Origin of the sequence: Terasakiella sp. (genome assembly GCF_048267425.1) — a bacterium.
GTDB lineage: Bacteria > Pseudomonadota > Alphaproteobacteria > Rhodospirillales > Terasakiellaceae > Terasakiella.
Genome location: NZ_JBLWXN010000005.1, coordinates 88001 through 110214 on the forward strand (window position 1 = coordinate 88001; position 22214 = coordinate 110214).

A 22214-nucleotide genomic window follows, 5' to 3' on the forward strand; every position below is an offset into this window, starting at 1 on the left:
GCCCATGTATCTCAATTTTCTGCTTGCCCAATGCGTGGCGGATAGTAGGGGAAACCTATATACCGCGCAAGATGGAAAGAGCATATTTTATCTGGAGTTTCTTTTTGGTTAATTTTTAACTTCTGCGTGAAGATTCTGTCCTCTCTTAAGGATTTGTTTGTGAATTCTCATGTATGGTTGAGCGTGTTTATTGATATTAAACAAGTAGGTTACGGGTATATACGTAATTACATAAGTAATTGGTTGGTTTGACTTTTGTTAAGGTGTTTTTGTTTGCGAGGACAGAACCATTCGACTATCTAATAGTATAAATATAGGCATCACTCATAAGGGTAAAAAATAATAATATGTTAAACAGAAAGGCAGATAAGTCGATTGACTGGTTGGCCAAGCTTGGCAAAAACTCCAAAGTTCCTTTTGGGATGATGGATATTTTGCTGGCGTCTTTCTTTATTAATATATTGTCGTTAGCAATGCCTTTGTCTTTATTGCAAATCTATGACCGTATTTTGCCAAATAACTCTTTGAATACACTAGCCTTGCTGGTGAGCGGGATTGCTTTGGCGTTGCTGATGGAAGCCGCCTTACGTGTCGGGCGGTCGTATTTGAGCGGATGGGTCGGTGCGCGGTTTGAACATATGGCGGGCTGCGCAGCGATTGAACGCCTGCTTTCCACGAGTGTGAATGAATTTGAGAAAGACGGTTCCGGTGTGCATTTAGAACGAATTTCGTCACTTGGAACACTAAAGGAATTTTACGCAGGTCAAGCCATTATGACACTGTTTGATTTGCCATTTTCAATTATTTTCCTTGCCTTGATCAGTTACCTCGCAGGCGCTCTTGTTTTTGTTCCTATCCTACTCATCACGTTTTTTGCCTTAATGGCTTGGCGTATCGGCATTAAATTACGAAAAGCCATATCAGAACGCATGGTTGCTGATGAGCGTCGGTTTAATTTTATCATTGAAGTATTAACAGGTATTCACACGCTCAAGTCTATGGCGATGGAAACGCAGATGTTACGTCGTTATGAGCGTCTTCAAGAATCTTGTGCGAAAACAGATTATGAAGTCACGCGCCAGAGTTCGTCTGCAATGAGTCTGGGGGCGCTTTATTCGCAATTAACCATGTTCGCGGTTGTCGGTGCTGGAAGCACTTTTGTCATCGATGGACAATTGACCGTTGGTGGCTTGGCTGCCTGTACAATGTTATCCGGTCGTGCGATGCAACCTCTTCAACGTGCGGTCGGGATTTGGTCGCGTTTTCAATCCATTCAACTCGCGCGCGAAAAGCTGCGGGAAATTTTTGAACTGCAACCGGAAACCCAAGGGGCATTGCCCACTGTTGACAGTACTTATTCAGGCCGGATTGAATTACATAATGTTGGATTAAAGTTTGGGGATGATGAGCAAACGGTTTTTGCTAACGTTAATTTAAAAGTAGAGCCCGGCGAAATTATTGGTATTTCCGGTGGGAATGCGAGTGGGAAAAGCTCGTTGTTATACCTGATGATGGGGGCCATGCGCACCAGTGAGGGGCAAGTCCTTATTGATGGTCAAGATATCAATGAGTTGGAACCGAACAGTGTTCGCCGCAAGATCGCTTATTTGCCTCAGCATGGTGTGTTATTCAACGGAACAATCCTTGAAAACCTGACAATGTTCAAACCCGAACTGGAAGAAAAGGCATTACGCATTGCACGTTTGTTAGGTTTGGATGATGTGGTTGCACGTATGCCACTGGGCTATGACACCTCTGTCGGCAACGGTGCCTACGACACATTGCCGCGTGGTATTAAACAACGAATTGCCATCGCGCGTGCGTTGATGAGCGATCCGGTCGTCCTTCTTTTTGATGAAGCTAACGCGGCAATGGACAGTGCCGGGGATAAGGTTTTAACCGAGTTTCTGGAGCAAGCCCGTGGAAAACGAACGTTAATTCTCGTGTCACACCGTCCTTCCGTGTTGAGAATGGCGGATGCTATCTATGATTTGCAAGATGGTCATTTGATAAAGCGAGAAGTTGAAGAGGCGCCGGTTTTTTATTCTGCAGATCAAACGCCGCCAACTGAAAAACGCATAGAGGCTGAGGCACAGCCCACTCAGGCCAAACAAGCGCAACCAAATCCGATCGTCCCTAAACAGCCACAAGAAAATTCATCGGCGAAAAAAACAGAAAACAAGGATGCAATAAAAGATAAGCTGAAAACAAAGCTTGTGCCGCGTCCTAAAAAACGTGTTGCGGAGCGTAAAGTGACCGTTCCGGGGACATTGGTTGATGAAAATGAAAAAAAACAGCCGCGTCTTTTAGCGTCAGATAAATCGGTTTTTGATCGCTTGATTCAAAAAAAGAAAACGGAAGACAGTCCAGCAACGCAAATGACGGAACAAAAGAAAGTCGAGACTGACAGAAATGAACAATCGCGTTTGGCAGAAGAAGATAAACCATTAGACTTGGTATCCCCTGATGCCGTGAGTAACGATCCAGAAGAAAAACATGACAGTCAGGTTGATGTTAAATCGACACCGCTAGAAACATGGAAAGCACATGCTGCCAAGGTAAATGACAGCAGGTCAAAAGATGGTGCTGGATTGAAAAATAAAAAGCTTGTCCTGAAAACCCGTACAGTCAAAGAAACGGAAAGCGATACATGAGTAACGCATTGGGCAAAATAGACGTTAAAAAGCTTGAAGTGGAAAAACGTTCGCTCTCGCAAACGGCTGAAGCCATTAAAAAATCACCTTTATTAGCGAACTTGCGTGAAATTTCAGATTTTGCGGCCTGCCTTGAAATTTTGCTGATGGCCTTAAGCTGGCGTGGGGAACAGCGTAATGTCGCCGAAGCGATGCCGCATTTCGCGGATGAACTGGATATTACGGGTTTGCGAAACGTTATGGCAAACCTGCAATATTCCAGTCGACCGGAACGTATCCGCCTTAAGGATATTGATCCTCGTCTCATGCCCTGCCTTTATGTCTCTGATGATCGGGCTGCCTTTATCCCAATGGCACGCAGTGATTATGGTGTTCGCATTTTTGATGGCGGAACGGGCGATTATGCCACACTGAGTGGCAATGACATGAAGATGAAGGGAACGGCCTATTTCTTTACACCTGTTGACAATGAAGAACAAAAAATAGCCCAACAAAAAATCGGCTGGTTCTGGATGGTGATGGAGCGGTTCCGTTCTTTGATCTACCAAATTCTCGGTTTGACACTGCTCTTGAATTTATTGGCCTTGGCAACCCCGCTTTTTGTTATGGCGGTATATGATAAAGTTGTTGCGACCGGATCCATGTCTACATTGGCTTATTTCGGTATCGGGGTGAGTATTGCGCTTATATGCGATTTTGTCCTCAGGAAAATTCGAACCAAGATCTTTGCCTTTGTCGGGGCAAGGATCGATAACATTGTGGGAACGGAAGTTTTTAAGCGCATTATGTTCCTGCCGCCTGCCTTTACAGAACGTGCAACAATCGGGGCTCAGGTGGCGCGAATTAAGGATTTTGAATCTATTCGGGAGTTCTTCACCGGGCCTATGGCCGTGGTGATGTTTGAAATCCCGTTTTCATTCATTTTTATTATCGTCATCTTTATATTGGGCGGTGTTGTTGCTTTTATCCCCATTTTAATGTTGGTTCTCTATTGGCTGGTGGCGTTGGCTTTTGGTCCGATTATTCGAAATGCAATTGGGGCGACGGCCCGCTATGGTTCGCAAAAACAAGAATTGGTTATTGAGACAATTTCTTCGATGCGGGCGATTAAATACAGTAACTCCGAGGCAACATGGTTGAGCCGTTATCGTGAGCTATCAGCCAAATCGGCAATGGCAAGTTTTAAGTCGGCACAAGTGACCAGTTATCTCAATACGACATCACATGTCTTGATGATTATTTCCGGTGTTGCAACGGTTGCTGTCGGGGTTTTTGAAGTTTTCAGTGGTGCGATGACCATTGGGGGGCTTGTCGCTTCCATGATCCTTGTATGGCGTGTCTTGGGGCCGTTACAATCAGGGTTTGTGACACTTACCCGGTTGGAGCAGGTGCGTTCATCTATTTCACAGATTAACAATTTGATGAATATTAATTCAGAACATAAAGATCAGACGATTTCTACAAACCGTAAAATCAATGGTTTTATTTCATTTGGTCGTGTGTCTTTGCGCTATTCCCCAGATGCAGACCCGGCACTTGTCGGGGTGAATTTTGATGTAAACCCCGGTGAAGTTCTGGCACTTGTTGGTGGAAATGGTAGCGGAAAGTCCACCATCCTTAAATTGTTGTTGGGAATGTATATTCCTCAGGCGGGTAATATTCGGGTTGATCAAACGGATATTCGTCAGTTGGATCCTGTTGAACTCCGTCAGATGATGGGATATGCCCCGCAAACCACGCAATTCTTCTATGGAACGATTGCACAAAACTTACGCCTTGCTAATCCGGCAGCAACGGATGAAGAATTGGCGCACGCCTGTAAAATCGCAAATGTTTTAGATGATATTGAGGCATTGCCAAAAGGATTTTGGACGCGCATCGGGGAAGGGACGGGCGGTCAGTTGCCCAGCAGTTTTCAGCAACGTTTAAACCTTGCTCGTTGTTTCGTGAAAAGTCCTAAAATTATGTTATTTGACGAACCGGGTAATGGACTTGATTTTGATGACGATCAGGCCTTTATGAAGGCAGTTGCCAATCTCAAAGAAGAAGGGGTTTGCAGCTTCATTGTGACTCATAGACCAAGTCATTTAAAAATAGCAGACAAAGTATTATGGTTGGAAAACGGTCACATGAAAATGTACGGTCCAACAGATGAGGTTAAACCCCACTTACCGAAAGATTTCCTATGAGTGGCAACCAGATTACAAAAAGCGAAACGAAAGCAGTTGAAGAAAAAAAACTGCATCCAGTCCAGTTTAAAATTGGATCGCGGCAAACGCGCTATTTGGCACAATCCGTTGTGTTGGAAGAGGCAGGGTCTTCTTCTTTAATCCGCGCGGGAATGATGACGGTCGGCGCGGTGATTGTTGCTTTTATCGTTTGGTCGTATTTTACCGAGGTTGATGAAGTCTCGGTTTCTTTCGGGGAGGTCATCCCCTCTGGTCAAATCCAGACTATTCAACATCTTGAAGGTGGTATTGTATCTGAAATTTTGGTTTCAGAAGGACAAATTGTGGAGACGGGTGACGTCCTGATACGTCTGGACCCTGCCGCAGCTTATTCTGAACGTGCACAGATGAAAGCGCGCCGGGCCGGCTTATTGTTAAAGGCAGAAAGATTGCGTGCAATCGGTATGGATCGGCAACCGGATTTTTCAATCGTTGGAAAAGAATATGCCGGAATGGTTGAAGACCAGATGGCGATTTACAGGGTTCAAACAGGCGCACAAGACAGTAGCCGTCAGGTTTTGATCAATCAGATTGAACAATCCAGTACAGAGCTTGATTTGCTGGAAGAAAAGGAAACAACGTTACGTCAACAGCTTTCCATCGTTCAAGATGAACTGAAGATGCGCGAAGCCCTGTTTAAACAGGGATTGAGTTCAAAGGTTTTGTATCTTGAATTAAAGCGGGAAGCCAATCAGGCGCACGGTGATGTGAACAAAGTGGTTCAGGAACGCCTAAAAGCGTTGGAAGAACACGAAGAAGCTAAGAACCGGCTGGCGCAGGATGTTGCCAAGTCAAAAGAAGAAGCTTTGCAGGAAATGGGCGGTGTGACGCAGGAACTGGCTCAGGTGCGCGAAGCCATTGCAAAGTTGGAAGATCGCGTAAAGCGTCTGGAAGTTCGTGCCCCGGTGCGTGGTATTGTTAAAGGATTGCAGGCAACAACAATTGGCGGTGTTTTAGCCCCCGGTGCGACGATAACCGAAATTGTCCCGTTGGATAAGGAATTGATTGTCGAAACGAAAATCGCAACGCGCGATGTCGGACACATGCGCGTCGGGCAACCGGTTACAGTTAAGATTACGAGTTTTGATTTCGCACGTTACGGCGGCATCACTGGCGAGCTTTCTGCGATTTCAGCCACAACCTTTATGAACGAAAAGGAAGAACCTTATTATAAAGGTTTGATCGCACTTGATCGCAGTTATGTCGGGTATGACCCGTCCAATAATCGTATTATGCCGGGGATGACGGTTCAGGCGGATGTAACGACCGGTAAAAAGACGTTGTTACAATATCTGTTGAAACCGGTTTATTCCTCCGTCAACGAAGCATTCCGCGAACGATAAGACTGCGTGATAATGCGAAGGGTATCTTCTCGCAAATTGTATCGGTCAATTTGCGAGTAAGGAACCCATTTAGCGCATAGCGCATCATCGTTTGCAGCCAACATTCCTTTTTGGTAAAGGCAGGATATTTCGATAAGGGTATAATGATATTCCACGCGCTTATCTTTGTCGTAATGAATAGAATCGATAATATCGATAAAATGATGCTGGATCGTATATATTCCAGTTTCTTCAAAAACTTCACGTTTGGCTCCCTCGATAACGGTTTCGCCGATATGTTGGGCACCACCGGGTAGGCTCCATGCACCTTTGTAAGGGGCTTTTGCCCTTTTTATAAGCAAAATGTCCTCATCTTTATGAACAACGACGCCGATGCCGACCCACGGGCGTTCAGGATATGTCCGCATGAATTTGCCTCACCTATACAAATGAAGAATTTCTATCCGTCTCAGATTAGACTAGATTGCATTCCTTGAGTAAACAGGTACTATAAAATAACTTTAATCGACGGGATCTGAGGGTTTTTAAATGGCTGGCCACGCTGCGAAACGTTTTATTGAGCGTAAAGTCTTTTATGCGGGGGATCGTATTTTTAAAGAAGGTGATCCCGGTGACCGCGCTTATATCGTTGAGCGTGGCATGATTGAAATTTATAAAATGGTTGATGGGCGTGAAGTCGTGCTCGGCACGGTGAATAAAGGCGGTATTTTTGGGGAAATGGCTTTGATCGACAATGCCCCTCGTATGGCTGCGGCGCGTTCTGTTCAACAAACAACGCTGGTTATTGTGACGCGCGATACGTTTGAAAGCAAGCTTGCCAAGGCGGACCCCTTCATGCGTGGGTTAATCAATATTTTTGTGAAAAATATTCGCAGAATGGGGCAAGAACTCGTTAAATATAAAACCTAAGTTCGCAATATCGCTTTATTCCGCATCATTTTCAATAGTTTCGCCTTTACCCACAAGAATGCTGGCCTGGTGTTTGACGTTTCCTAAAAATTGTTCGTCAGATTGTGGATAGACATTAAAGACATATTCTTCGGCAGCCGCTTTTTGAATAGCGATTTCTTTTGCAGCTTCAAGACTTTCGGCTTGGATTTCTAAAATTGAAATGCCTTGTTCATTTTTGTCCGTCGCATAGACGTATTGTATAACCCAATTTTTCATAACAGGCTCATTTCGTTCTTTTGTCTTTACGTTAAACTCTATACCATGCACTTCCACGCTATAGAAATTAGGAACGCTTGTCCATGACCGAAGAAAATTCGTCAGAAGATACCAAACCTGTTAAAGGGTTGACTGTCATGGGGCGTATTCGCGCCTATTTCCTGACGGGCTTACTGGTAACAGCACCGTTATCCATCACGATTTTGGTCGCATGGGTTTTTGTGGATTTTGTTGATCAAAAGGTCACGCCCCTTATTCCCAAAACGTATAACCCGGAAACGTACCTTCCTTTTAGTATTCCGGGAATGGGGTTGCTGATTGTCCTTGTTAGTTTAACTGTGGTGGGGATGTTAACGGCTGGTTTCGTTGGTAAATTACTGGTGCGTATCAGCGAAAGCATTATGGCACGTATGCCGGTTATCAGTGGGATTTACAGTGCAACCAAGCAAATCTTTGAAACCGTACTCGCCCAGAAATCACAAGCCTTTCGCGAGGCGGTTCTGATTGAATATCCGCGTCGTGGGATTTGGGCAATTGGCTTTATCACGGGTACCACAAAAGGCGAAGTCCAAAACCTGACGGAAGAACAATGTGTGAATATCTTCTTGCCGACAACGCCGAACCCGACATCTGGATTCTTGCTGTTCGTTCCGAAAGGGGAGCTGATTCCATTGAATATGACGGTGGAGCAAGCGGTGAAAATGGTTATTTCCGGTGGGATTGTAACTCCGCCGGATACGCGACCTGTCGAAGAACAAAAAGTTCCACAAACATCCGCTAAGACGTATGAAGATGTGGATGTTTTGCGGGAAAAAGACGGAAGCCCGGTCTTGGTTTCCAAACACCCGATTCCAGCCAAAGATGAGAACGCTTAACCGGAGCGCAGGTATCCGACGCTTGCATCCTCTTCAAATAGATAGAGGAGGGTGCGCAACGCTTGCCCACGTTCTGTTTGTAATTCAGGGTCTTTTTCCAATATCAGTTTGACATCGTCACGTGCGGCAGCCAGCAAATCTTCGTGTGCAGGCAGCTGTGCGAGTTTAAATTCCGGCAGTCCGCTTTGGCGTGTACCTAAAACCTCGCCCGCGCCGCGCAGACGTAAATCTTCTTCGGCAATGATAAAGCCATCTTCGGTATCGCGCATAATTTTAAGGCGGGCTTGCCCGTTTTCCGACAAGGGCGCGCCGTATAATAAAAGACAGGTTGAGGCATCCATACCGCGCCCGATGCGCCCCCGCAATTGATGGAGCTGGGCAAGGCCGAAACGTTCGGCATGTTCAACGATCATGACGGTGGCTTCCGGTACGTTTACGCCGACTTCAATCACCGTGGTTGCAACCAGTATGTCAATGTCACCAGCGACAAAGGCGGCCATGACGGCATCTTTTTCCGTTCCCTTCATTTTGCCGTGAACAAGACCAACGCGTGCGCCATAAAGGGATTGCAGGTGCTCAAACCTTTCCTGTGCGGCGGCAACTTCGATTTTGTCGGATTCTTCTACCAAGGGACAAACCCAATAGATACGCGCGCCTTTATCAATCATACGCTTAAGACCGAATGCTACCTCTTCCAGTTTAGCCAGAGGCATGACACGGGTATCAACGGGTTTACGTCCCGCAGGTTTTTCCAACAGGCGCGAAACATCCATATCGCCGTAGGCGGTCAGCATAAGCGTGCGTGGAATGGGGGTGGCGGTCATGACCAAAACATCCACATGCTGCCCCTTGCTGGCCAGCGCAAGGCGTTGGTGTACGCCAAAACGATGTTGTTCATCAATGATGGCAAGACCCAAATTGGCAAAATCTACATCATCCTGAAATAAGGCATGTGTTCCGATAATCAGTTGAACCTCGCCACTGGCAATTTGTTCGAGGATGGCTTGTCGTTTTTTACCTTTATCGCGACCCGTTAACAGGATCGGATTAATCGGGGTTTCTGTCAGCAAGGGGGCAATGGTTTCCATATGTTGACGGGCTAAAATCTCCGTTGGGGCCATAATAACGGCCTGTAACCCCGCTTCAATGGCGATCAGGGCACTGAGCAGGGCAACAACAGTTTTACCACTGCCAACATCGCCTTGCAGCAGGCGCAGCATCCGCAAGGGCTCTGCCATATCGGCTTCGATCTCTTTTAAGGAGTCTTCCTGCGAGTTGGTGAGATCGAAGGGTAGGGCATCCCTTATTGTTTTGCGCAAACTTCCGTTCCCCGTAATGGCGCGCCCGGCAGCACGGCGTACGGTTCGTCGGACCAGTGCGAGTGCCAGTTGATTGGCAAGCAGCTCGTCATAAGCAAGACGTTCACGTGCCGGGGTGTCAGCAAACAGGTCTTCTTCGCAACGAGGATGATGTGCGCTAATAAGGGCATCCTGCCAGTCAGGCCAGCGTTTTACTTTTTTAAAAGCTTCATTTAACCAATCGGGCAAGGCGGTTGTTTGTTCAAGGGCGTGTTGAACCGTTTTCCCCATAAGTTTGTTTGTGACCCCTGCGGTCAAGGGGTAAACCGGATCGACGGTTTGTATGTCTTCTTTTTCGTCAAGTGTTCCCATCCGATCGGGATGTGTCATTTGTAAAACGCCTTGGAAACGCTCAACAGTGCCACTGACAATGCGGGTTTCGCCTTCGGGTAATTGTTTTTTTAAATAATCCGCACGTGCATTGAAAAAGACCAGATCCATGTGCCCTGTTTCGTCAAAACACGAAATTTTATAGGGCGCGCGGCGGTTACGTGATGGGAAATGTTTGGCAACGCTGACTTCCAACGTCACAATGGCATTGTCCGGTGCATCAGCAATTGTTGGGGAAAAACGGCGATCGACAAACGATGTCGGAAGATGCCACAGAATATCGACAATATGTTCGCCGGTGAGTTTTTCCATCAATTTGGAAATACGCGGTCCAACGCCGGCAAGGGCGGTGATGGGGCGAAATAATGGAAAAAGAATTTCAGGACGCATGCTTTAAGCCATGACAATGAGTGAAAAGGTCGCTATATCCTAAGCAAATTTTTTCATCTGGCAAATGGTGTTCGACATGGATGACCGTCTTAAACGTTTACATCACAAATGCAAATATATGGGTATGCACGAAAACGATGTGATTTTCGCTCGTTTTTCTGAACGTTACCTCGGTGAATTACCGGATGAAGAGATATCCCAGTTCGAAGCCTTGCTGGAACAGAACGATCTGGATATCTTTAAATGGATTACCGGGAAACTGGATGTCCCGGCGGAATTTGACAATAACGTGATGATAAAACTTCGCGATTGTCAGGAATATATCGAAAACGCCTAAGTGAAGGCAAACGACCTGTTATGAAACTGAGTTTACGCGCGCTTCCGACCGCTGGTACATTGACCTATGGCGGTGTGCCAGAAGGATATGACAGTGTTCTTCTGGGGTATCTGGCAAAACAGCATGGTGATGTTTTATTCGTTACGACGGATGAGACGAAAATGGTACGTGCGGCCAATGCGGTCTCTTTTTTCTATCCCGACCTTCAGGTGATCCAGTTTCCGGCATGGGATTGCCTGCCTTATGACCGTGTATCCCCGCATGCTGAAATTGTGGGGCAACGCGTGGACGGATTGACGACTTTACAGGATCGTCCCAAGGGAACATCGCGTTTGCTTTTAACGACGGTTTCCGCTTTTTTACAAAAAGTTCCCCCGCGTGCGAGTTTCAAAGACGCCGTTTTTACGGCAAAAGTTGGCGATGAAGTACGACGCGAAGATCTCGTCAAGTTTCTTGAACGAAATGGCTATCAACGTAGTGAAACGGTTATGGAGCCGGGCGAATATGCGGTTCGTGGCGATATCGTAGATGTTTTTGCTCCGGGCAGGGAAGAACCGTTACGCCTTGATCTGGAATGGGACGAAGTCGCGGCAATCCGCACATTTGATCCGCTTTCACAACGCACGCTTGAGACAATTGATACCTTTGCCTTGAAACCCGTTAGCGAATTGCCGATGGGGGACGATGCTATTTCGCGTTTTCGGACCGAATTTCGTAAAATTTTCGGGGCAAAAGCGGAAAAAGATCCGCTTTATGAAGCCGTGTCAGCAGGGCGCCGCCCGATGGGTGTGGAACATTGGTTACCCTTGTTCCATGACCAAATGGAAAGTGTGCTGGATTATCTTCCGAAAACAGCAAAGATTGTTCTCGATCATCAGGTTGATCAGGCGCGTGATTCCCGACTGGAAATGATCGGTGATTATTATGATGCGCGTGTTGATGTTGCCGGGGCTTCTTTAGGGGGCGAAGCACCTTATAACCCGATTGATCCATCCTTGCTTTATTTTGAAGGCGACGATTGGGAAAAGTTGTTGGATGGATACGGTATTGGTCAATTCAGTGCCTTCAATCTGGAACCTAGCGACACTGTCATTGATGGCAACGCGCGACGTAGTCTTGATTTTGCTGAAGCCCGCGCCAACCCAAATGCCAATGTTTATGATGCTGTTCGCCAATATATTGTCGCGGAACAAAACAATAAACAACGTGTTGTGATTGCCGCCTATTCTGATGGGTCACGTGATCGTTTGATGACGGTTTTAAAGGAACATGGTGTTGCAGGTTTGGCAGCCGTTGGCCGTTTTGCCGATGTGGAACGCTTGCCTAAAGACGGGGTTGCCCTGATTGTTTTAGGGTTGGAACACGGTTTTGCGTTTGATGGTCTAACCGTCTTGTGTGAGCAGGATATTTTAGGCGAACGTATGGTTCGTCCGGCCCGGCGTCGCATGCGTGCGGAAAACTTTATTGCCGAGGCATCCAGCCTGAATGAAAGCGACCTTGTCGTCCATGTAGATCATGGGATTGGACGCTATGAAGGTTTGGAGACCATCAACGTTGGGGGGGCACCCCATGATTGTTTGGTGCTGGTCTATGACGGTGGTGACAAGCTGTTTTTGCCAGTTGAAAACATTGAATTGTTATCTCGTTTTGGCTCTGATCAAGGGGCTGCCCATCTGGATAAGCTTGGTGGTGTGGCATGGCAGGCGCGTAAAGCACGCCTGAAAGAACGCGTCAAGGATATGGCCCAGCAGTTAATCAAAGTGGCTGCGGAACGGGAACTACGCAAAGGGGAAGCCATTGCCGCACCGGATGGTTTGTACGAAGAATTCTGTACCCAGTTTAAATTTGTGGAAACCGACGATCAATTGCGCGCGATCGGGGATGCCATATCGGATTTGAATAGTGGACGCCCGATGGATCGTCTGGTCTGCGGTGATGTTGGGTTTGGTAAAACCGAAGTCGCCTTGCGTGCCGCTTTTGTCGCAGCGATGAGTGGAATGCAGGTTGCCGTGGTCGTGCCGACGACTTTGCTGGCCCGTCAGCATTATAATAATTTCGTTGAACGGTTTAAACATTTCCCTATTCGCATTCAGCAGCTTTCACGATTGGTCACCCCGGCGCAAGCCAAGCGCGTGAAAGAAGAAATGGACAAAGGCACCGTTGATATTGTTGTCGGAACCCATGCGCTATTGGCGAAAAATGTTAAATTCAAACGTCTTGGCCTGTTAATTATTGACGAAGAACAGCATTTTGGCGTGACCCATAAAGAACAGCTCAAAAAACTGAAGGCCGATGTTCATGTCTTGACCTTGACGGCGACCCCCATTCCGCGAACGTTGCAAATGGCGCTAACCGGGGTGAAGGAAATGAGCCTGATTGCGACACCGCCGGTGGATCGTTTGGCCGTGCGCACCTTTGTTATGCCTTTTGATCATGTGGTTGTCCGTGAGGCAATCCAGCGCGAACGTTTTCGCGGCGGGCAATGTTTTTATGTGTGTCCGCGTTTGGCGGATTTGGATAAAGTCGCCCGCGAATTACATGATCTGGTTCCCGATGCGAAAATTGCGGTGGCGCATGGGCGCATGAAGCCATCGGAATTGGAAGAGGTTATGACGGCTTTTTCCGAAAAAGCGTTCGATATTTTATTGGCAACCAACATTGTTGAGTCCGGTTTGGACTTACCGTCTGTAAATACGATCTTTATTCACCGGGCCGATATGTTTGGCCTTGCACAACTCTATCAGTTGCGCGGTCGGGTCGGGCGATCCAAAATGCGTGCTTATGCCTATTTGACCTTGCCGCCCGGTCAGAAAATTTCCAAAACAGCGGAAAAACGTCTTGAAGTCATGCAGACCTTGGACAGCTTAGGGGCCGGGTTTACGTTGGCTAGCCACGATTTGGATATTCGTGGGGCCGGGAATTTGCTGGGGGATGAGCAATCCGGTCATATCAAAGAGGTCGGTATCGAACTTTATCAACAAATGCTGGAAGAAGCGGTTGCTGAAGCCAAAGGCGGCGGTGGTTTTGAAGAAGATAATCCCCATGACTGGAGCCCTCAGATCGGCATCGGTTTACCTGTCTTGATCCCGGAAAGCTATATTGCAGACCTGAATGTTCGTATGGAACTGTATCGCCGGGTATCCACATTGAAAACACAACAGGATCTGGACTCGTTTGCGGCGGAATTGGTCGATCGTTTTGGTCCAATGCCGGGGGAAGTTGAGAATCTGCTGGATACAGTGGCGATGAAGCATCTTTGTCGTGAAGCGCATATCGAAAAAATTGATGCGGGACCCAAAGGGGCCGTGATTAAATTCCGCAATAATGAGTTTGCAAACCCGGATGGCTTGGTCCGTTTCTTGATGGATCAAGCCGGAACAGCAAAAATGCGCCCGGATCATTGTCTGGTCTTTATGCGCCGTTGGGATGATATGGCGACCAGACTGACAGGTGTGAAGCGTTTGTTGAAAGATCTGGGCGAAATGGCCCGCTTGCAATAATTACCCGTTCCACGCCGTATCAATAAATTTACCAAGAATTTTTGCTTCTTGGGCACCAGAGATAATATATCTGTCGCGTGCCACAAAGGCGGGCACCCCATGAACGCCCAGTTCACGGGCTTGACGGTCAGATTCTATCACGTCTTCGTGCAATTCATCACTTTGTAGAAAAGCTTTTGTTGCCGCTTTATCCAGCCCTATTTCCGTGGCGAGTGTTGTCAAAACATCGATATCACCGACATTTTTACCTTCGATAAAGAAGGCTTGAAATAATCGATCAACCATTTGGATTTGTAAATCAAAACGGGTCGCGAAGAAGACAAGGCGATGTGACGCAATGGAGTTTGGGGTGTAGCGAATTAAATCGAAATGAAAATCGATCCCATTCTCTTGTCCGGTTTGTGCAATGGCATCATAAACACGTTTTGCCCGGTCCGGTCCGCCGAATTTTTGTGATAAATAAAGCTGACGATCCATGCCGCCGGGGCCCATCGTCGGGTTTAACAAAAAAGGTTTCCAGCGGATTTTTAAAGAAATATGAGCGCGACTGAGCAAAGCTTTTTCCAGCCGTTTTTTACCAATGCAACACCAGGGGCAAATCGTGTCGTAATAAAGGTCGATATACATAAAGGCCGCTCGTTTATCTATGCTAGACGATAGGATTTCTTGCACGTTCCAGCATGGAATTCAAATCGTCATCCGCCGTGAGTTGCGCAATACCGCATTCGACCCAAACACTGACAGGTTGAAAGACGTCGGGCAGGGCAAAGTCAGTATAGCTGAGAATGCCGGCAATGCGATGCATGACAATTTGCGCTTCATTCATGGGGGTATCGGGAAGTGCAATTGCAAATTCATTTTCCTGATAAAGGGAAACGCAATCTTCGACACGCGATAGGCCGCTAATCCATTGATGAATTTGTTGCATAAGATGCTGTGCGGCTTCATCACCAAACTGGGTTTTGATATTACTCAGGTTGCCGATAGAGAAAAAGACACACGTCAGGTGTTTATGCCATTTGTGTGCATTTTCGATTTGATGCACAAGATGCGTTTTGAAAAAATCTTGATTATAAGCCTGCGTTGTGGGCTCAATGCTTTGTAAGGCTCGTGTGCTATCCATTGCTTTGCGGATGTTCCAACGCAGACGTTGGCGGCGAACCAGCATTTTTACTTTGGCATGAAGCGAGGCATTGTTCAGCGGACGGTTGGTAATCCGCGTCACGCCCCGATGATACGCATCCAGCCGGTCTGTAATATTGTCATCATTGATAAACAATACAGGCAAGTTAAAAAGACGGGGATTGTTTCTAGCGCGTGAACTTAAGACAAAGGCTTGTTCTTTGTTCTCGTCGTTTAATGCGCAGATGACGGCATCATAATTGGCTTTGCTTAGTTCTTCTTCAGCGACAAAAAAGTCTTCACAGACATTGATTTGGCAATTGCCATTTAAGACGGCTTCAATCATTGCCTTATCGCCGTCACGAGGGGAGATCAGCATAATTTGATAGGCGTTGTCATCTGTCTCATCAATGCCGTCGTCAGCTTGAATGCCGAGCTTTTTGGCTAATGCGATACGGTTTTCAAGCTCGACAAACATAGTGGAAAGGCGAAGCAACGGTTTGATATGAACAAAAAACTCTTCGATATTAAAAGACTGGATGAAAATATCATCTGCATGAACTTCAATAGCGCGTTGGTATAAGTCCGGTGTTTTTTCAGGCACAAGCGCGACCGTGGGAATATGTTTAGAGGTCGCGTCACCTTTCAATTTTTCGATTAAACCGAAACCGTCAAATTCGTTATGGGAAACATCGACAACGATCAGGTCGGGGCGCTCTTTGCTTACATTGTCCTGCAAATTGTCTGGATTGCAAAAACGGACTTGATAATGATGTTTTGTTAAATCGGCGCAAAACCGTTTTTGCAGTTCATCATTTGTTGATACCGCGAGGATATTTGCCGTGATATGCGCGTTCAAATTCTTTCTCCCAACCCGCCCATTTATTTGAGCCTCACTTTAACTGAAAACGAAAGGTCAAACCAGAGGTTCTATCGTATTAAGGTGAATAGTTCCCGTTTGTGAGAAAATCCCCTTAAATTATGTTCCCCCAGCGATTGCCAGTCCCCGCCATGAAGTTGGCAGAATTGATTGGAGACCACGACAGGAACATTTAGTTCTTTCGTCATGCTTTCCAGTCTTGCGGCTTCGTTAGCGGAAGAACCAATGACAGAAAATTCAAGCCGATCATGGGTGCCGATATTGCCATACATAACTTCACCGACATGAATGCCGATCCCGCAATTTATGATGGGCAGGTTTTTGGCCCCATGCGTGGCGTTAAGCTCGTTTAAACGATCAAAGGCGCTGCGTATGGCGCGTTCGGCATTTTGGGCGGCTTGGTGTGTTTGGCTGCATTCCGGTGTTTCACCAACCGGGAAAATGGCGAGAACGGCGTCTCCGATGTATCGCAAGACCTCGCCACCATTTGCCAAAACGGCACCGGCTGTACAGTCAAAATAATCGTTTAACATATCCAGAAAATCTGCACGAGGAAGGGTCTCTGCCAATGTGGTGGACTGGCGCAGATCCGAGAACCATAAAACAGCGCGAATGATTTGACCATCACCGCGTTTTACCTTGCCACTGAGAACCTGTTTTCCAGTTTCTTTCCCTAAATAAGTTTCAAGGAGGACGGTGGCTGTATGTTTTAAGGCATAGTTTTCAACAATGCGGGCAAGGGCGGGGAGGCTTTCGTATATAATCGTCAAATGTTCGGTGCTGAAACCGCCTGCCGTTTTACTGGCAAGGGTGATGGCACTGCGTCTGCCATCTGAAAAAATCAGGGGCAGGGCAACGTAATCTGTAAAGCCTTCTTCTTTTAAATCAGGAAGTACGGAGTAATCCATTTGGCATTTGGGATCATGTAAGGGGCGTCGAATGGCACCTGCGCCATCTTCAAACAAGGCCGCAAAAGGGCTGTTTTTATACATTTCGCTTTCGCGCAAATGGTGACCGGTTTCAAACAGGTCAATCTCTTGTGTTTGACTGTCCCATGTATAACTGAAGCCCATGACCTGTGGATGGAGCAAGCGAATAACAAGGCGCTGACGATCCAGCGGAACTCCTGCTTTAATAAAGGTTTGGGCAAGGGCTAAGGTAAAGTCCGATTTATCGGTTATCTGCCAGCCTTCCTGTAAAAGCCAGTCGATAATGGGATTGTTGATGTTGGACATGTCCGAATTAATTCCCCTGATATGATTTTATCAAAGCTATTCTGTTTTTTGAGAGATGCAAGCCCGAAGAATAAAAAAGGGGGTAAGACATGGTGCCTTACCCCCTTTTTAAAGCGATTTGGTTTATTTAACCTGTGACGAGGTCACCCAGAAAAAAGACCCAACTCAGCATAAAGGCGCCAATACCCATGATGATAAACGGAAGGGCGTCGCCGGTAAGTTTTTCGTTTAAAGTCGGTGTATGTTCCATTGGGGGGATTTCCTTAAACTTGGCATAGAGGTTATTTATATTGCGGTGCAAAAAATATAGAAATATTTTATGAAGTCAATAAAAATTAGAAAAAGTATAAAAAGAGATATAAGCCATAATAAATATATGGTTATTCAATGAATTAAGATAAAAAGATAAAATTGAATTGCAAAGATTTTGTGATTTGGTTTAATGAATAAAAACTGATCTAATTAATGTTGCATGTTGTAGGGGATACTAGGGTGGAAAAACAAGCCATTGCAAACGCTTGGTCGGGTGTTTCTAACTGTGAAAATTGTGGTATTCGCCATCTTGCACTTTTTGCCGATTTAGAACATACGGACTTCGAGCTGATCCATAAACCCATTGTAGAAGTGGAAAAAAAGGCAGGAGACCGTCTTTATGGTGAAGGTGATCAGGGGCAATTTCTGTATACGGTGCGCAGTGGTGTTATTAAACTGACGCAATATTTACCGGATGGCGGACAACGTATCGTCAGACTGTTACGCACAGGTGATGTTGCGGGCTTGGAAGTGCTGGTCAATCCGACTTACGAACATTACGCGACTGTTTTACGCGATGCTGAATTATGTCAAATCCCCCGTGATGTGGTAGAACGATTAAATCGGGAAACACCGCGTCTGCATAATCAATTGTTAAATCGTTGGCACACAGCCGTCAAACAGGCGGATGAGTGGCTGACGGAATTATCGACAGGCAGTTCGAAATCTCGAGTGGCCCGTCTTGTTATCGGTTTATCGGATAAGGTCGATAATAGTTGTTATTTATTCAGCCGAGAAGATCTCGGGGCAATCCTGGGTGTGACGACGGAAACCACGTCCCGTATTATTGCAGAATTTAAGCGTGAAGGCTCCTTAAAGGACTTAGGGAAAAATCATTTTCTTGCAGATTTGGTGCGTTTACAAAACATTGCCAACGAAAATTAATTTATTCCATTGATAATTCGCAATGCATCAAAAGAGGATGGTTGCCATGATATGCCTGTTCATTCAGCGTATCAGGAGGGAATGTCATGGATACGATTGGTATATTCGGTGTCGGCGGTGTTGTAACGACTTTGCTTGTGGTCGTCGGCTTACTGGTATTTGTTATTCGAAAAGTGAACGGTCACTGACGCAAGACTAGTCCCCCCTCATCCTTCGTCAAACACAAACTTTTTAAGAGAGCTGTAGAGGCATGTTTTTGTGCCGGCAGCTCTCTTTTTTTATGGAAGACTGGCAATTTTGCTTGGGTCTTCTTACATCAAATAAGAGGATATACGACCCAGCTTGTTTGAGGTAACAATGTTTTTCTTTCGTAAAACAGCGCCGACAACAACGCCCGAAAAGCAAGCAACACAACAACTACGTTTTGTTGCAAGACTTAAAAAAGATGTCGGCGACGAAATTTGGGCAGTTAGCCAGGAAGATCATTTTATTCGTGTTTATGGCGACAAAGGTGAAGATCGCATTTTATATCGCTTTAGTGATGCGGTGCATGATCTGCGTGGGCACAAGGGCACCTGTGTTCATTTGGAGCATTGGGTGCTTAAAGATGCCATCAAGCGGATTGATCATGTGGATGGCACTTATGAAATTGTTTTAAAAAACGACAAACGGTTTCCTGTATGTGAAAGTTATCGCCGCGTTCTGCAAGAAGCAGAATGGGATATGACGCCCTGATCTAACAAAAATGTGATGGCAACGTCACCTAAACGTGAAAATGCCCTTTTTCTCTTTCCTGTATAAAGGAGAGAATACTGTTGTCATCAAAAGGGCTGCTATGCACATGAAACGTACGATATTCGTTCTCGCGCTTATGGGGATGTTGGTGGGTGTTATGCCTGTCGCATTTGCCTCAAACTCGGCGCAACGTGTATCTGTTACCGGGGAGGTAATTGATACATGGTGTTATGTTACTGAAATTATGTTTGCTGAAGGAACGGCACATCATCAATGTGCTGTATGGTGCGCTGTCGGCGGGATTCCGATTAGTATTCTGGGGGAAGATGGTCAGGTATATGTGGTGCTTAAGCTGGAAGAGAGCGAAGCCAATGTGTCCAATCCGGCCAGTTTAAAAATCCAGTCACATAACGTGAGTGTAAACGGTGATCTTTATCAACGTGATGGGGTTAATTACCTGTTTATTACACAAGTTGAAGATGATCATGGGATTGTGAATTTAACACATGATGAATACGGTATCGTGCCGTTCGGGGAATAAGGACATGAAATTTCAAATAAGCTTTATCAGCGCCGTATTTGCACTGTTTATGTCTTCTGCGATGGCGGCAGAAGAGTGGGGGATTGAAGGGGAAAAAACCGATCGGTTTGAAGCAAAGGTCGTAGATGTCGCATGCGAGTTAAGTGGGAACTGTCCTGATCAATGTGGAAAAGGGAAACGTCAGCTTGGTCTGTTAAAGGATGATGGCACACTGGTTTTGGCTATTAAAAATTTTGATATTTTTGCTGGTACAGGGGAGGACTTAATCGAATTTTGCAACCAGCGCGTCATTGCGGACGGGTTGAGTATTACCAATGACAAAGTCAATATGTTTGCATTGCAATTTGTGCGGGCTGCACCTGACGGTGAATGGCGTAGGGCAAATGCTTTCATACCAGCATGGCAAAAAGTAAATCCTAACAAAAATGGCGCCGAATGGTATCGCCATGACGAAATGGTGAAAAAAGAAATTGAAGCACGTGGTGTATTTGGCATACCGGGTTTGAAAGGGGATGAATGATGTGGGTGCGCCTTGTCTTTTGTGCTTTTCTGTTCATGTTGACAAATGGGGTTTTCTCGCCTGCATTTGCAACAGAAAATAAAGAAACACACGTGATTGCCAATTTGTTTGGAGGGCCGTTTGACCTCGTCAATCAAGATGGAAAGCCTGTGACGGACCGCAGTTTTCGCGGACGTTATATGTTGATTTATTTTGGCTATACCTATTGTCCGGACATCTGCCCAACGGGTTTGTCAACGATGGCGATGGCGCTGGACTTGTTGAAGGAGAGGGGGGCGAAAATTCAACCGATTTTTGTTTCAATTGATCCGGAGCGCGATCAACCGGCATTTTTAAAGCAATATGTTACAGCGTTTCATCCCCGCTTGATTGGATTAACGGGGAGTGAGAAACAGGTGCGTGCGATTGCAAAGGCTTATCGCGTCCATCGCAGTAAGGTGATTGAAAAAGGTAAACCTGCGGATGAGTATTTAGTCAACCATTCTTCAATTACGTATTTGATGGGCCCGGATGGTCGATTTTTGACCATGTTCCCACATGGCAGTGATCCCGCTGTTATGGCAAAGGCGATCGAAAAATATCTTCCTTAGCGTGACATTTCTAAAACTTGCTCTGCGTGGTAGCTCAGCCATGTTTTGAAAAATAATTCGATGGTTTGTTTGGGAATGTTGCGGGTGATGAAAACCAATCGCGTGCGCTGATCCTCGGATGGCCAAGTGTCAAGTTCCAACGGTTCATGGAAGACGTGTTGCACTCCATGTAGAATGATCGGGCGATCTGATTGTTCCTGAAGATTCACAATACCTTTTATGCGCAAAAGATCCTTGCCTTGATTTGAAATAAGCAATTGCATAGCCAATAAAAAAGCACTGGATGGCAAAGGATCGTCAAATATGAGGCTAAAGGTTTCAATACCACCATTATGGTGATGATGGTGATCATGATCATTGTGATGTGTGTGTAAAACAGTATCGTTGAGCCAACGAGCAACATCATAATGATCCTTCTTGGGGTCGTATAACGTTGTATTGAAAAGATTGCTCAGGTTGAAATCTACACCGTGACGATCTTGTTTGATGGCCAGCGGGTTTAAATGTTTGATCTCGTTATAAAGATCGTGCAGGGCTGCCTCGTCAACATCAATATCGGTTTTCATATAAACCAGACGATCTGCAACGGCGACTTGTTTCTGACATTCTTCATGCTTTGCCAGTGTTGCCAATCCATTGACCGTATCTATCGTGCAAACTACCCCACCCAGCATATAACGTTTTGCAATACGCGGCTCTGTGACAAGGGTATGAATGACCGGGGCAGGGTCAGCCAATCCAGTTGTTTCAATAATGACACGATTAAAGGGGGCAATTTGCCCTGTTTCTCGTTTTTCATATAAATCCAACAAGGTTTGTGTGATGTCCCCGCGAACGGTGCAACATAGGCAACCAGTTGTCATCTCAACGGTTTGTTCCTCACTATGTGTGACAAGAAAATCATCAAGACCGATTTCGCCAAATTCATTGACGATGACGGCTGCATTGGCAAATTCTGGATCACGCAAGATTTGCGATAAGAGAGTGGATTTTCCACTCCCTAAAAAACCTGTCAGTAAGGTAACCGGTATCAGCATTATCTATTCTCCGTTTTTATACGTTATAACGTTACAATATAACAGAAGGCAAGAGCAAAAAAACAAACTACAGGAGCTTTGGTCAAAGTGAATTATCAATCAAAGATTATTTACCACGAGCTTCAAAAAGTGACATAATGCAATTCGACCGTTAATTTTATAATTCCAATGTGCG

At 45.9% G+C, this 22214-nt stretch carries 20 protein-coding genes; 12 read left to right on the forward strand and 8 right to left on the reverse strand.

Annotated elements, in window-relative coordinates:
• Window positions 1–347 precede the first annotated feature (347 nt).
• The 3 genes from ACN0VA_RS09685 to ACN0VA_RS09695 are packed head-to-tail and all read left to right on the forward strand — an operon-like array spanning window position 348 to window position 6225.
• Window positions 348–2654 carry a peptidase domain-containing ABC transporter gene (locus ACN0VA_RS09685; RefSeq protein WP_417820950.1) on the forward strand — a complete coding sequence of 769 codons (2307 nt, stop codon included), beginning with the start codon at window positions 348–350 and terminating at the stop codon, window positions 2652–2654.
• Window positions 2651–4843: a peptidase domain-containing ABC transporter gene (locus tag ACN0VA_RS09690; protein WP_417820951.1), complete on the forward strand. Its 2193-nt coding sequence runs from the start codon at window positions 2651–2653 to the stop codon at window positions 4841–4843. The genes ACN0VA_RS09685 and ACN0VA_RS09690 overlap by 4 nt, the downstream gene beginning before the upstream one ends.
• Window positions 4840–6225, forward strand: coding sequence for an HlyD family type I secretion periplasmic adaptor subunit (locus ACN0VA_RS09695; RefSeq protein ID WP_417820952.1), 1386 nt, complete (start codon window positions 4840–4842; stop codon window positions 6223–6225). The genes ACN0VA_RS09690 and ACN0VA_RS09695 overlap by 4 nt, the downstream gene beginning before the upstream one ends.
• Here the strand turns inward: ACN0VA_RS09695 and ACN0VA_RS09700 are convergent.
• Window positions 6189–6632: an NUDIX hydrolase gene (locus tag ACN0VA_RS09700; protein ID WP_417820953.1), complete on the reverse strand. Its 444-nt coding sequence runs from the start codon at window positions 6630–6632 to the stop codon at window positions 6189–6191. The two genes, ACN0VA_RS09695 and ACN0VA_RS09700, sit on opposite strands and share 37 nt — an antisense overlap.
• Window positions 6633–6753: 121 nt before the next feature.
• On the opposite strand from ACN0VA_RS09700, the gene ACN0VA_RS09705 reads away from it, so the two are divergent.
• On the forward strand, window positions 6754–7134 hold the full coding sequence (locus ACN0VA_RS09705; RefSeq protein WP_417820954.1) for a cyclic nucleotide-binding domain-containing protein: 381 nt from the start codon (window positions 6754–6756) through the stop codon (window positions 7132–7134).
• Window positions 7135–7149: 15 nt separating this feature from the next.
• On the opposite strand, the gene ACN0VA_RS09710 is transcribed toward ACN0VA_RS09705, so the two are convergent.
• On the reverse strand, window positions 7150–7392 hold the full coding sequence (locus ACN0VA_RS09710; RefSeq protein ID WP_417820955.1) for a hypothetical protein: 243 nt from the start codon (window positions 7390–7392) through the stop codon (window positions 7150–7152).
• Window positions 7393–7475: 83 nt separating this feature from the next.
• Here ACN0VA_RS09710 and ACN0VA_RS09715 point away from each other — a divergent pair, with 83 nt between their 5' ends.
• Window positions 7476–8267, forward strand: coding sequence for a DUF502 domain-containing protein (locus tag ACN0VA_RS09715; protein WP_417820956.1), 792 nt, complete (start codon window positions 7476–7478; stop codon window positions 8265–8267).
• On the opposite strand, the gene recG is transcribed toward ACN0VA_RS09715, so the two are convergent.
• A complete protein-coding gene (gene recG / locus ACN0VA_RS09720; protein WP_417820957.1) occupies window positions 8264–10345 on the reverse strand; it encodes an ATP-dependent DNA helicase RecG in 2082 nt (693 codons plus the stop codon). The two genes, ACN0VA_RS09715 and recG, sit on opposite strands and share 4 nt — an antisense overlap.
• A gap of 76 nt (window positions 10346–10421) precedes the next feature.
• Between recG and ACN0VA_RS09725 the strand changes: the two genes are divergently transcribed.
• A complete protein-coding gene (locus ACN0VA_RS09725; RefSeq protein ID WP_188664889.1) occupies window positions 10422–10682 on the forward strand; it encodes a succinate dehydrogenase assembly factor 2 in 261 nt (86 codons plus the stop codon).
• Between the two features lie 20 nt (window positions 10683–10702).
• Window positions 10703–14182 carry a transcription-repair coupling factor gene (gene mfd, locus ACN0VA_RS09730; RefSeq protein WP_417820958.1) on the forward strand — a complete coding sequence of 1160 codons (3480 nt, stop codon included), beginning with the start codon at window positions 10703–10705 and terminating at the stop codon, window positions 14180–14182.
• Here the strand turns inward: mfd and ACN0VA_RS09735 are convergent, their stop codons facing one another.
• The 4 genes from ACN0VA_RS09735 to ACN0VA_RS09750 all read right to left on the reverse strand — a co-directional run bounded on the left by ACN0VA_RS09735 (window position 14183) and on the right by ACN0VA_RS09750 (window position 17669).
• The gene (locus ACN0VA_RS09735) at window positions 14183–14809 is read right to left on the reverse strand and encodes a DsbA family oxidoreductase (RefSeq protein ID WP_417820959.1); all 627 of its coding nucleotides are present in this window, start codon (window positions 14807–14809) and stop codon (window positions 14183–14185) included.
• Window positions 14810–14831: 22 nt separating this feature from the next.
• A complete protein-coding gene (locus ACN0VA_RS09740) occupies window positions 14832–16163 on the reverse strand; it encodes a diguanylate cyclase domain-containing protein (protein ID WP_417820960.1) in 1332 nt (443 codons plus the stop codon).
• Between the two features lie 71 nt (window positions 16164–16234).
• Window positions 16235–17419, reverse strand: coding sequence for an adenylate/guanylate cyclase domain-containing protein (locus ACN0VA_RS09745; protein ID WP_417820961.1), 1185 nt, complete (start codon window positions 17417–17419; stop codon window positions 16235–16237).
• A 127-nt stretch (window positions 17420–17546) separates the two neighbouring features.
• Window positions 17547–17669, reverse strand: a complete 123-nt coding sequence (locus ACN0VA_RS09750) for a hypothetical protein (RefSeq protein WP_417820962.1) — start codon at window positions 17667–17669, stop codon at window positions 17547–17549.
• Window positions 17670–17911: 242 nt separating this feature from the next.
• On the opposite strand from ACN0VA_RS09750, the gene ACN0VA_RS09755 reads away from it, so the two are divergent.
• The 5 genes from ACN0VA_RS09755 to ACN0VA_RS09775 all read left to right on the forward strand — a co-directional run bounded on the left by ACN0VA_RS09755 (window position 17912) and on the right by ACN0VA_RS09775 (window position 21002).
• The gene (locus tag ACN0VA_RS09755) at window positions 17912–18616 is read left to right on the forward strand and encodes a Crp/Fnr family transcriptional regulator (protein WP_417820963.1); all 705 of its coding nucleotides are present in this window, start codon (window positions 17912–17914) and stop codon (window positions 18614–18616) included.
• Window positions 18617–18973: 357 nt separating this feature from the next.
• Entirely contained in the window at window positions 18974–19351 is a 378-nt protein-coding gene (locus ACN0VA_RS09760; protein WP_417820964.1) for a LytTR family transcriptional regulator DNA-binding domain-containing protein, read from the forward strand.
• Window positions 19352–19457: 106 nt separating this feature from the next.
• Entirely contained in the window at window positions 19458–19892 is a 435-nt protein-coding gene (locus tag ACN0VA_RS09765; protein ID WP_417820965.1) for a hypothetical protein, read from the forward strand.
• A 4-nt stretch (window positions 19893–19896) separates the two neighbouring features.
• Window positions 19897–20412, forward strand: coding sequence for a hypothetical protein (locus ACN0VA_RS09770; protein WP_417820966.1), 516 nt, complete (start codon window positions 19897–19899; stop codon window positions 20410–20412).
• Complete coding sequence (locus tag ACN0VA_RS09775; RefSeq protein ID WP_417820967.1) at window positions 20409–21002, forward strand: SCO family protein; 594 nt, start codon at window positions 20409–20411, stop codon at window positions 21000–21002. Before ACN0VA_RS09770 ends, ACN0VA_RS09775 begins: the two co-directional genes overlap by 4 nt.
• Here ACN0VA_RS09775 and ACN0VA_RS09780 read toward each other — a convergent pair.
• The gene (locus ACN0VA_RS09780; protein ID WP_417820968.1) at window positions 20999–22039 is read right to left on the reverse strand and encodes a CobW family GTP-binding protein; all 1041 of its coding nucleotides are present in this window, start codon (window positions 22037–22039) and stop codon (window positions 20999–21001) included. The genes ACN0VA_RS09775 and ACN0VA_RS09780 overlap by 4 nt on opposite strands.
• Window positions 22040–22214: the final 175 nt, after the last annotated feature.

What these genes read in the sequence shown, in the direction of transcription:
- ACN0VA_RS09685 (WP_417820950.1), top strand. Translation starts at nt 348, where the DNA reads ATGTTAAACAGAAAGGCAGATAAGTCGATTGACTGGTTGGCCAAGCTT.
- ACN0VA_RS09690 (WP_417820951.1), top strand. Translation starts at nt 2,651, where the DNA reads ATGAGTAACGCATTGGGCAAAATAGACGTTAAAAAGCTTGAAGTGGAA.
- ACN0VA_RS09695 (WP_417820952.1), top strand. Translation starts at nt 4,840, where the DNA reads ATGAGTGGCAACCAGATTACAAAAAGCGAAACGAAAGCAGTTGAAGAA.
- ACN0VA_RS09700 (WP_417820953.1), bottom strand. Translation starts at nt 6,632, where the DNA reads ATGCGGACATATCCTGAACGCCCGTGGGTCGGCATCGGCGTCGTTGTT.
- ACN0VA_RS09705 (WP_417820954.1), top strand. Translation starts at nt 6,754, where the DNA reads ATGGCTGGCCACGCTGCGAAACGTTTTATTGAGCGTAAAGTCTTTTAT.
- ACN0VA_RS09710 (WP_417820955.1), bottom strand. Translation starts at nt 7,392, where the DNA reads ATGAAAAATTGGGTTATACAATACGTCTATGCGACGGACAAAAATGAA.
- ACN0VA_RS09715 (WP_417820956.1), top strand. Translation starts at nt 7,476, where the DNA reads ATGACCGAAGAAAATTCGTCAGAAGATACCAAACCTGTTAAAGGGTTG.
- recG (WP_417820957.1), bottom strand. Translation starts at nt 10,345, where the DNA reads ATGCGTCCTGAAATTCTTTTTCCATTATTTCGCCCCATCACCGCCCTT.
- ACN0VA_RS09725 (WP_188664889.1), top strand. Translation starts at nt 10,422, where the DNA reads ATGGATGACCGTCTTAAACGTTTACATCACAAATGCAAATATATGGGT.
- mfd (WP_417820958.1), top strand. Translation starts at nt 10,703, where the DNA reads ATGAAACTGAGTTTACGCGCGCTTCCGACCGCTGGTACATTGACCTAT.
- ACN0VA_RS09735 (WP_417820959.1), bottom strand. Translation starts at nt 14,809, where the DNA reads ATGTATATCGACCTTTATTACGACACGATTTGCCCCTGGTGTTGCATT.
- ACN0VA_RS09745 (WP_417820961.1), bottom strand. Translation starts at nt 17,419, where the DNA reads ATGTCCAACATCAACAATCCCATTATCGACTGGCTTTTACAGGAAGGC.
- ACN0VA_RS09750 (WP_417820962.1), bottom strand. Translation starts at nt 17,669, where the DNA reads ATGGAACATACACCGACTTTAAACGAAAAACTTACCGGCGACGCCCTT.
- ACN0VA_RS09760 (WP_417820964.1), top strand. Translation starts at nt 18,974, where the DNA reads ATGTTTTTCTTTCGTAAAACAGCGCCGACAACAACGCCCGAAAAGCAA.
- ACN0VA_RS09765 (WP_417820965.1), top strand. Translation starts at nt 19,458, where the DNA reads ATGAAACGTACGATATTCGTTCTCGCGCTTATGGGGATGTTGGTGGGT.
- ACN0VA_RS09770 (WP_417820966.1), top strand. Translation starts at nt 19,897, where the DNA reads ATGAAATTTCAAATAAGCTTTATCAGCGCCGTATTTGCACTGTTTATG.
- ACN0VA_RS09775 (WP_417820967.1), top strand. Translation starts at nt 20,409, where the DNA reads ATGATGTGGGTGCGCCTTGTCTTTTGTGCTTTTCTGTTCATGTTGACA.
- ACN0VA_RS09780 (WP_417820968.1), bottom strand. Translation starts at nt 22,039, where the DNA reads ATGCTGATACCGGTTACCTTACTGACAGGTTTTTTAGGGAGTGGAAAA.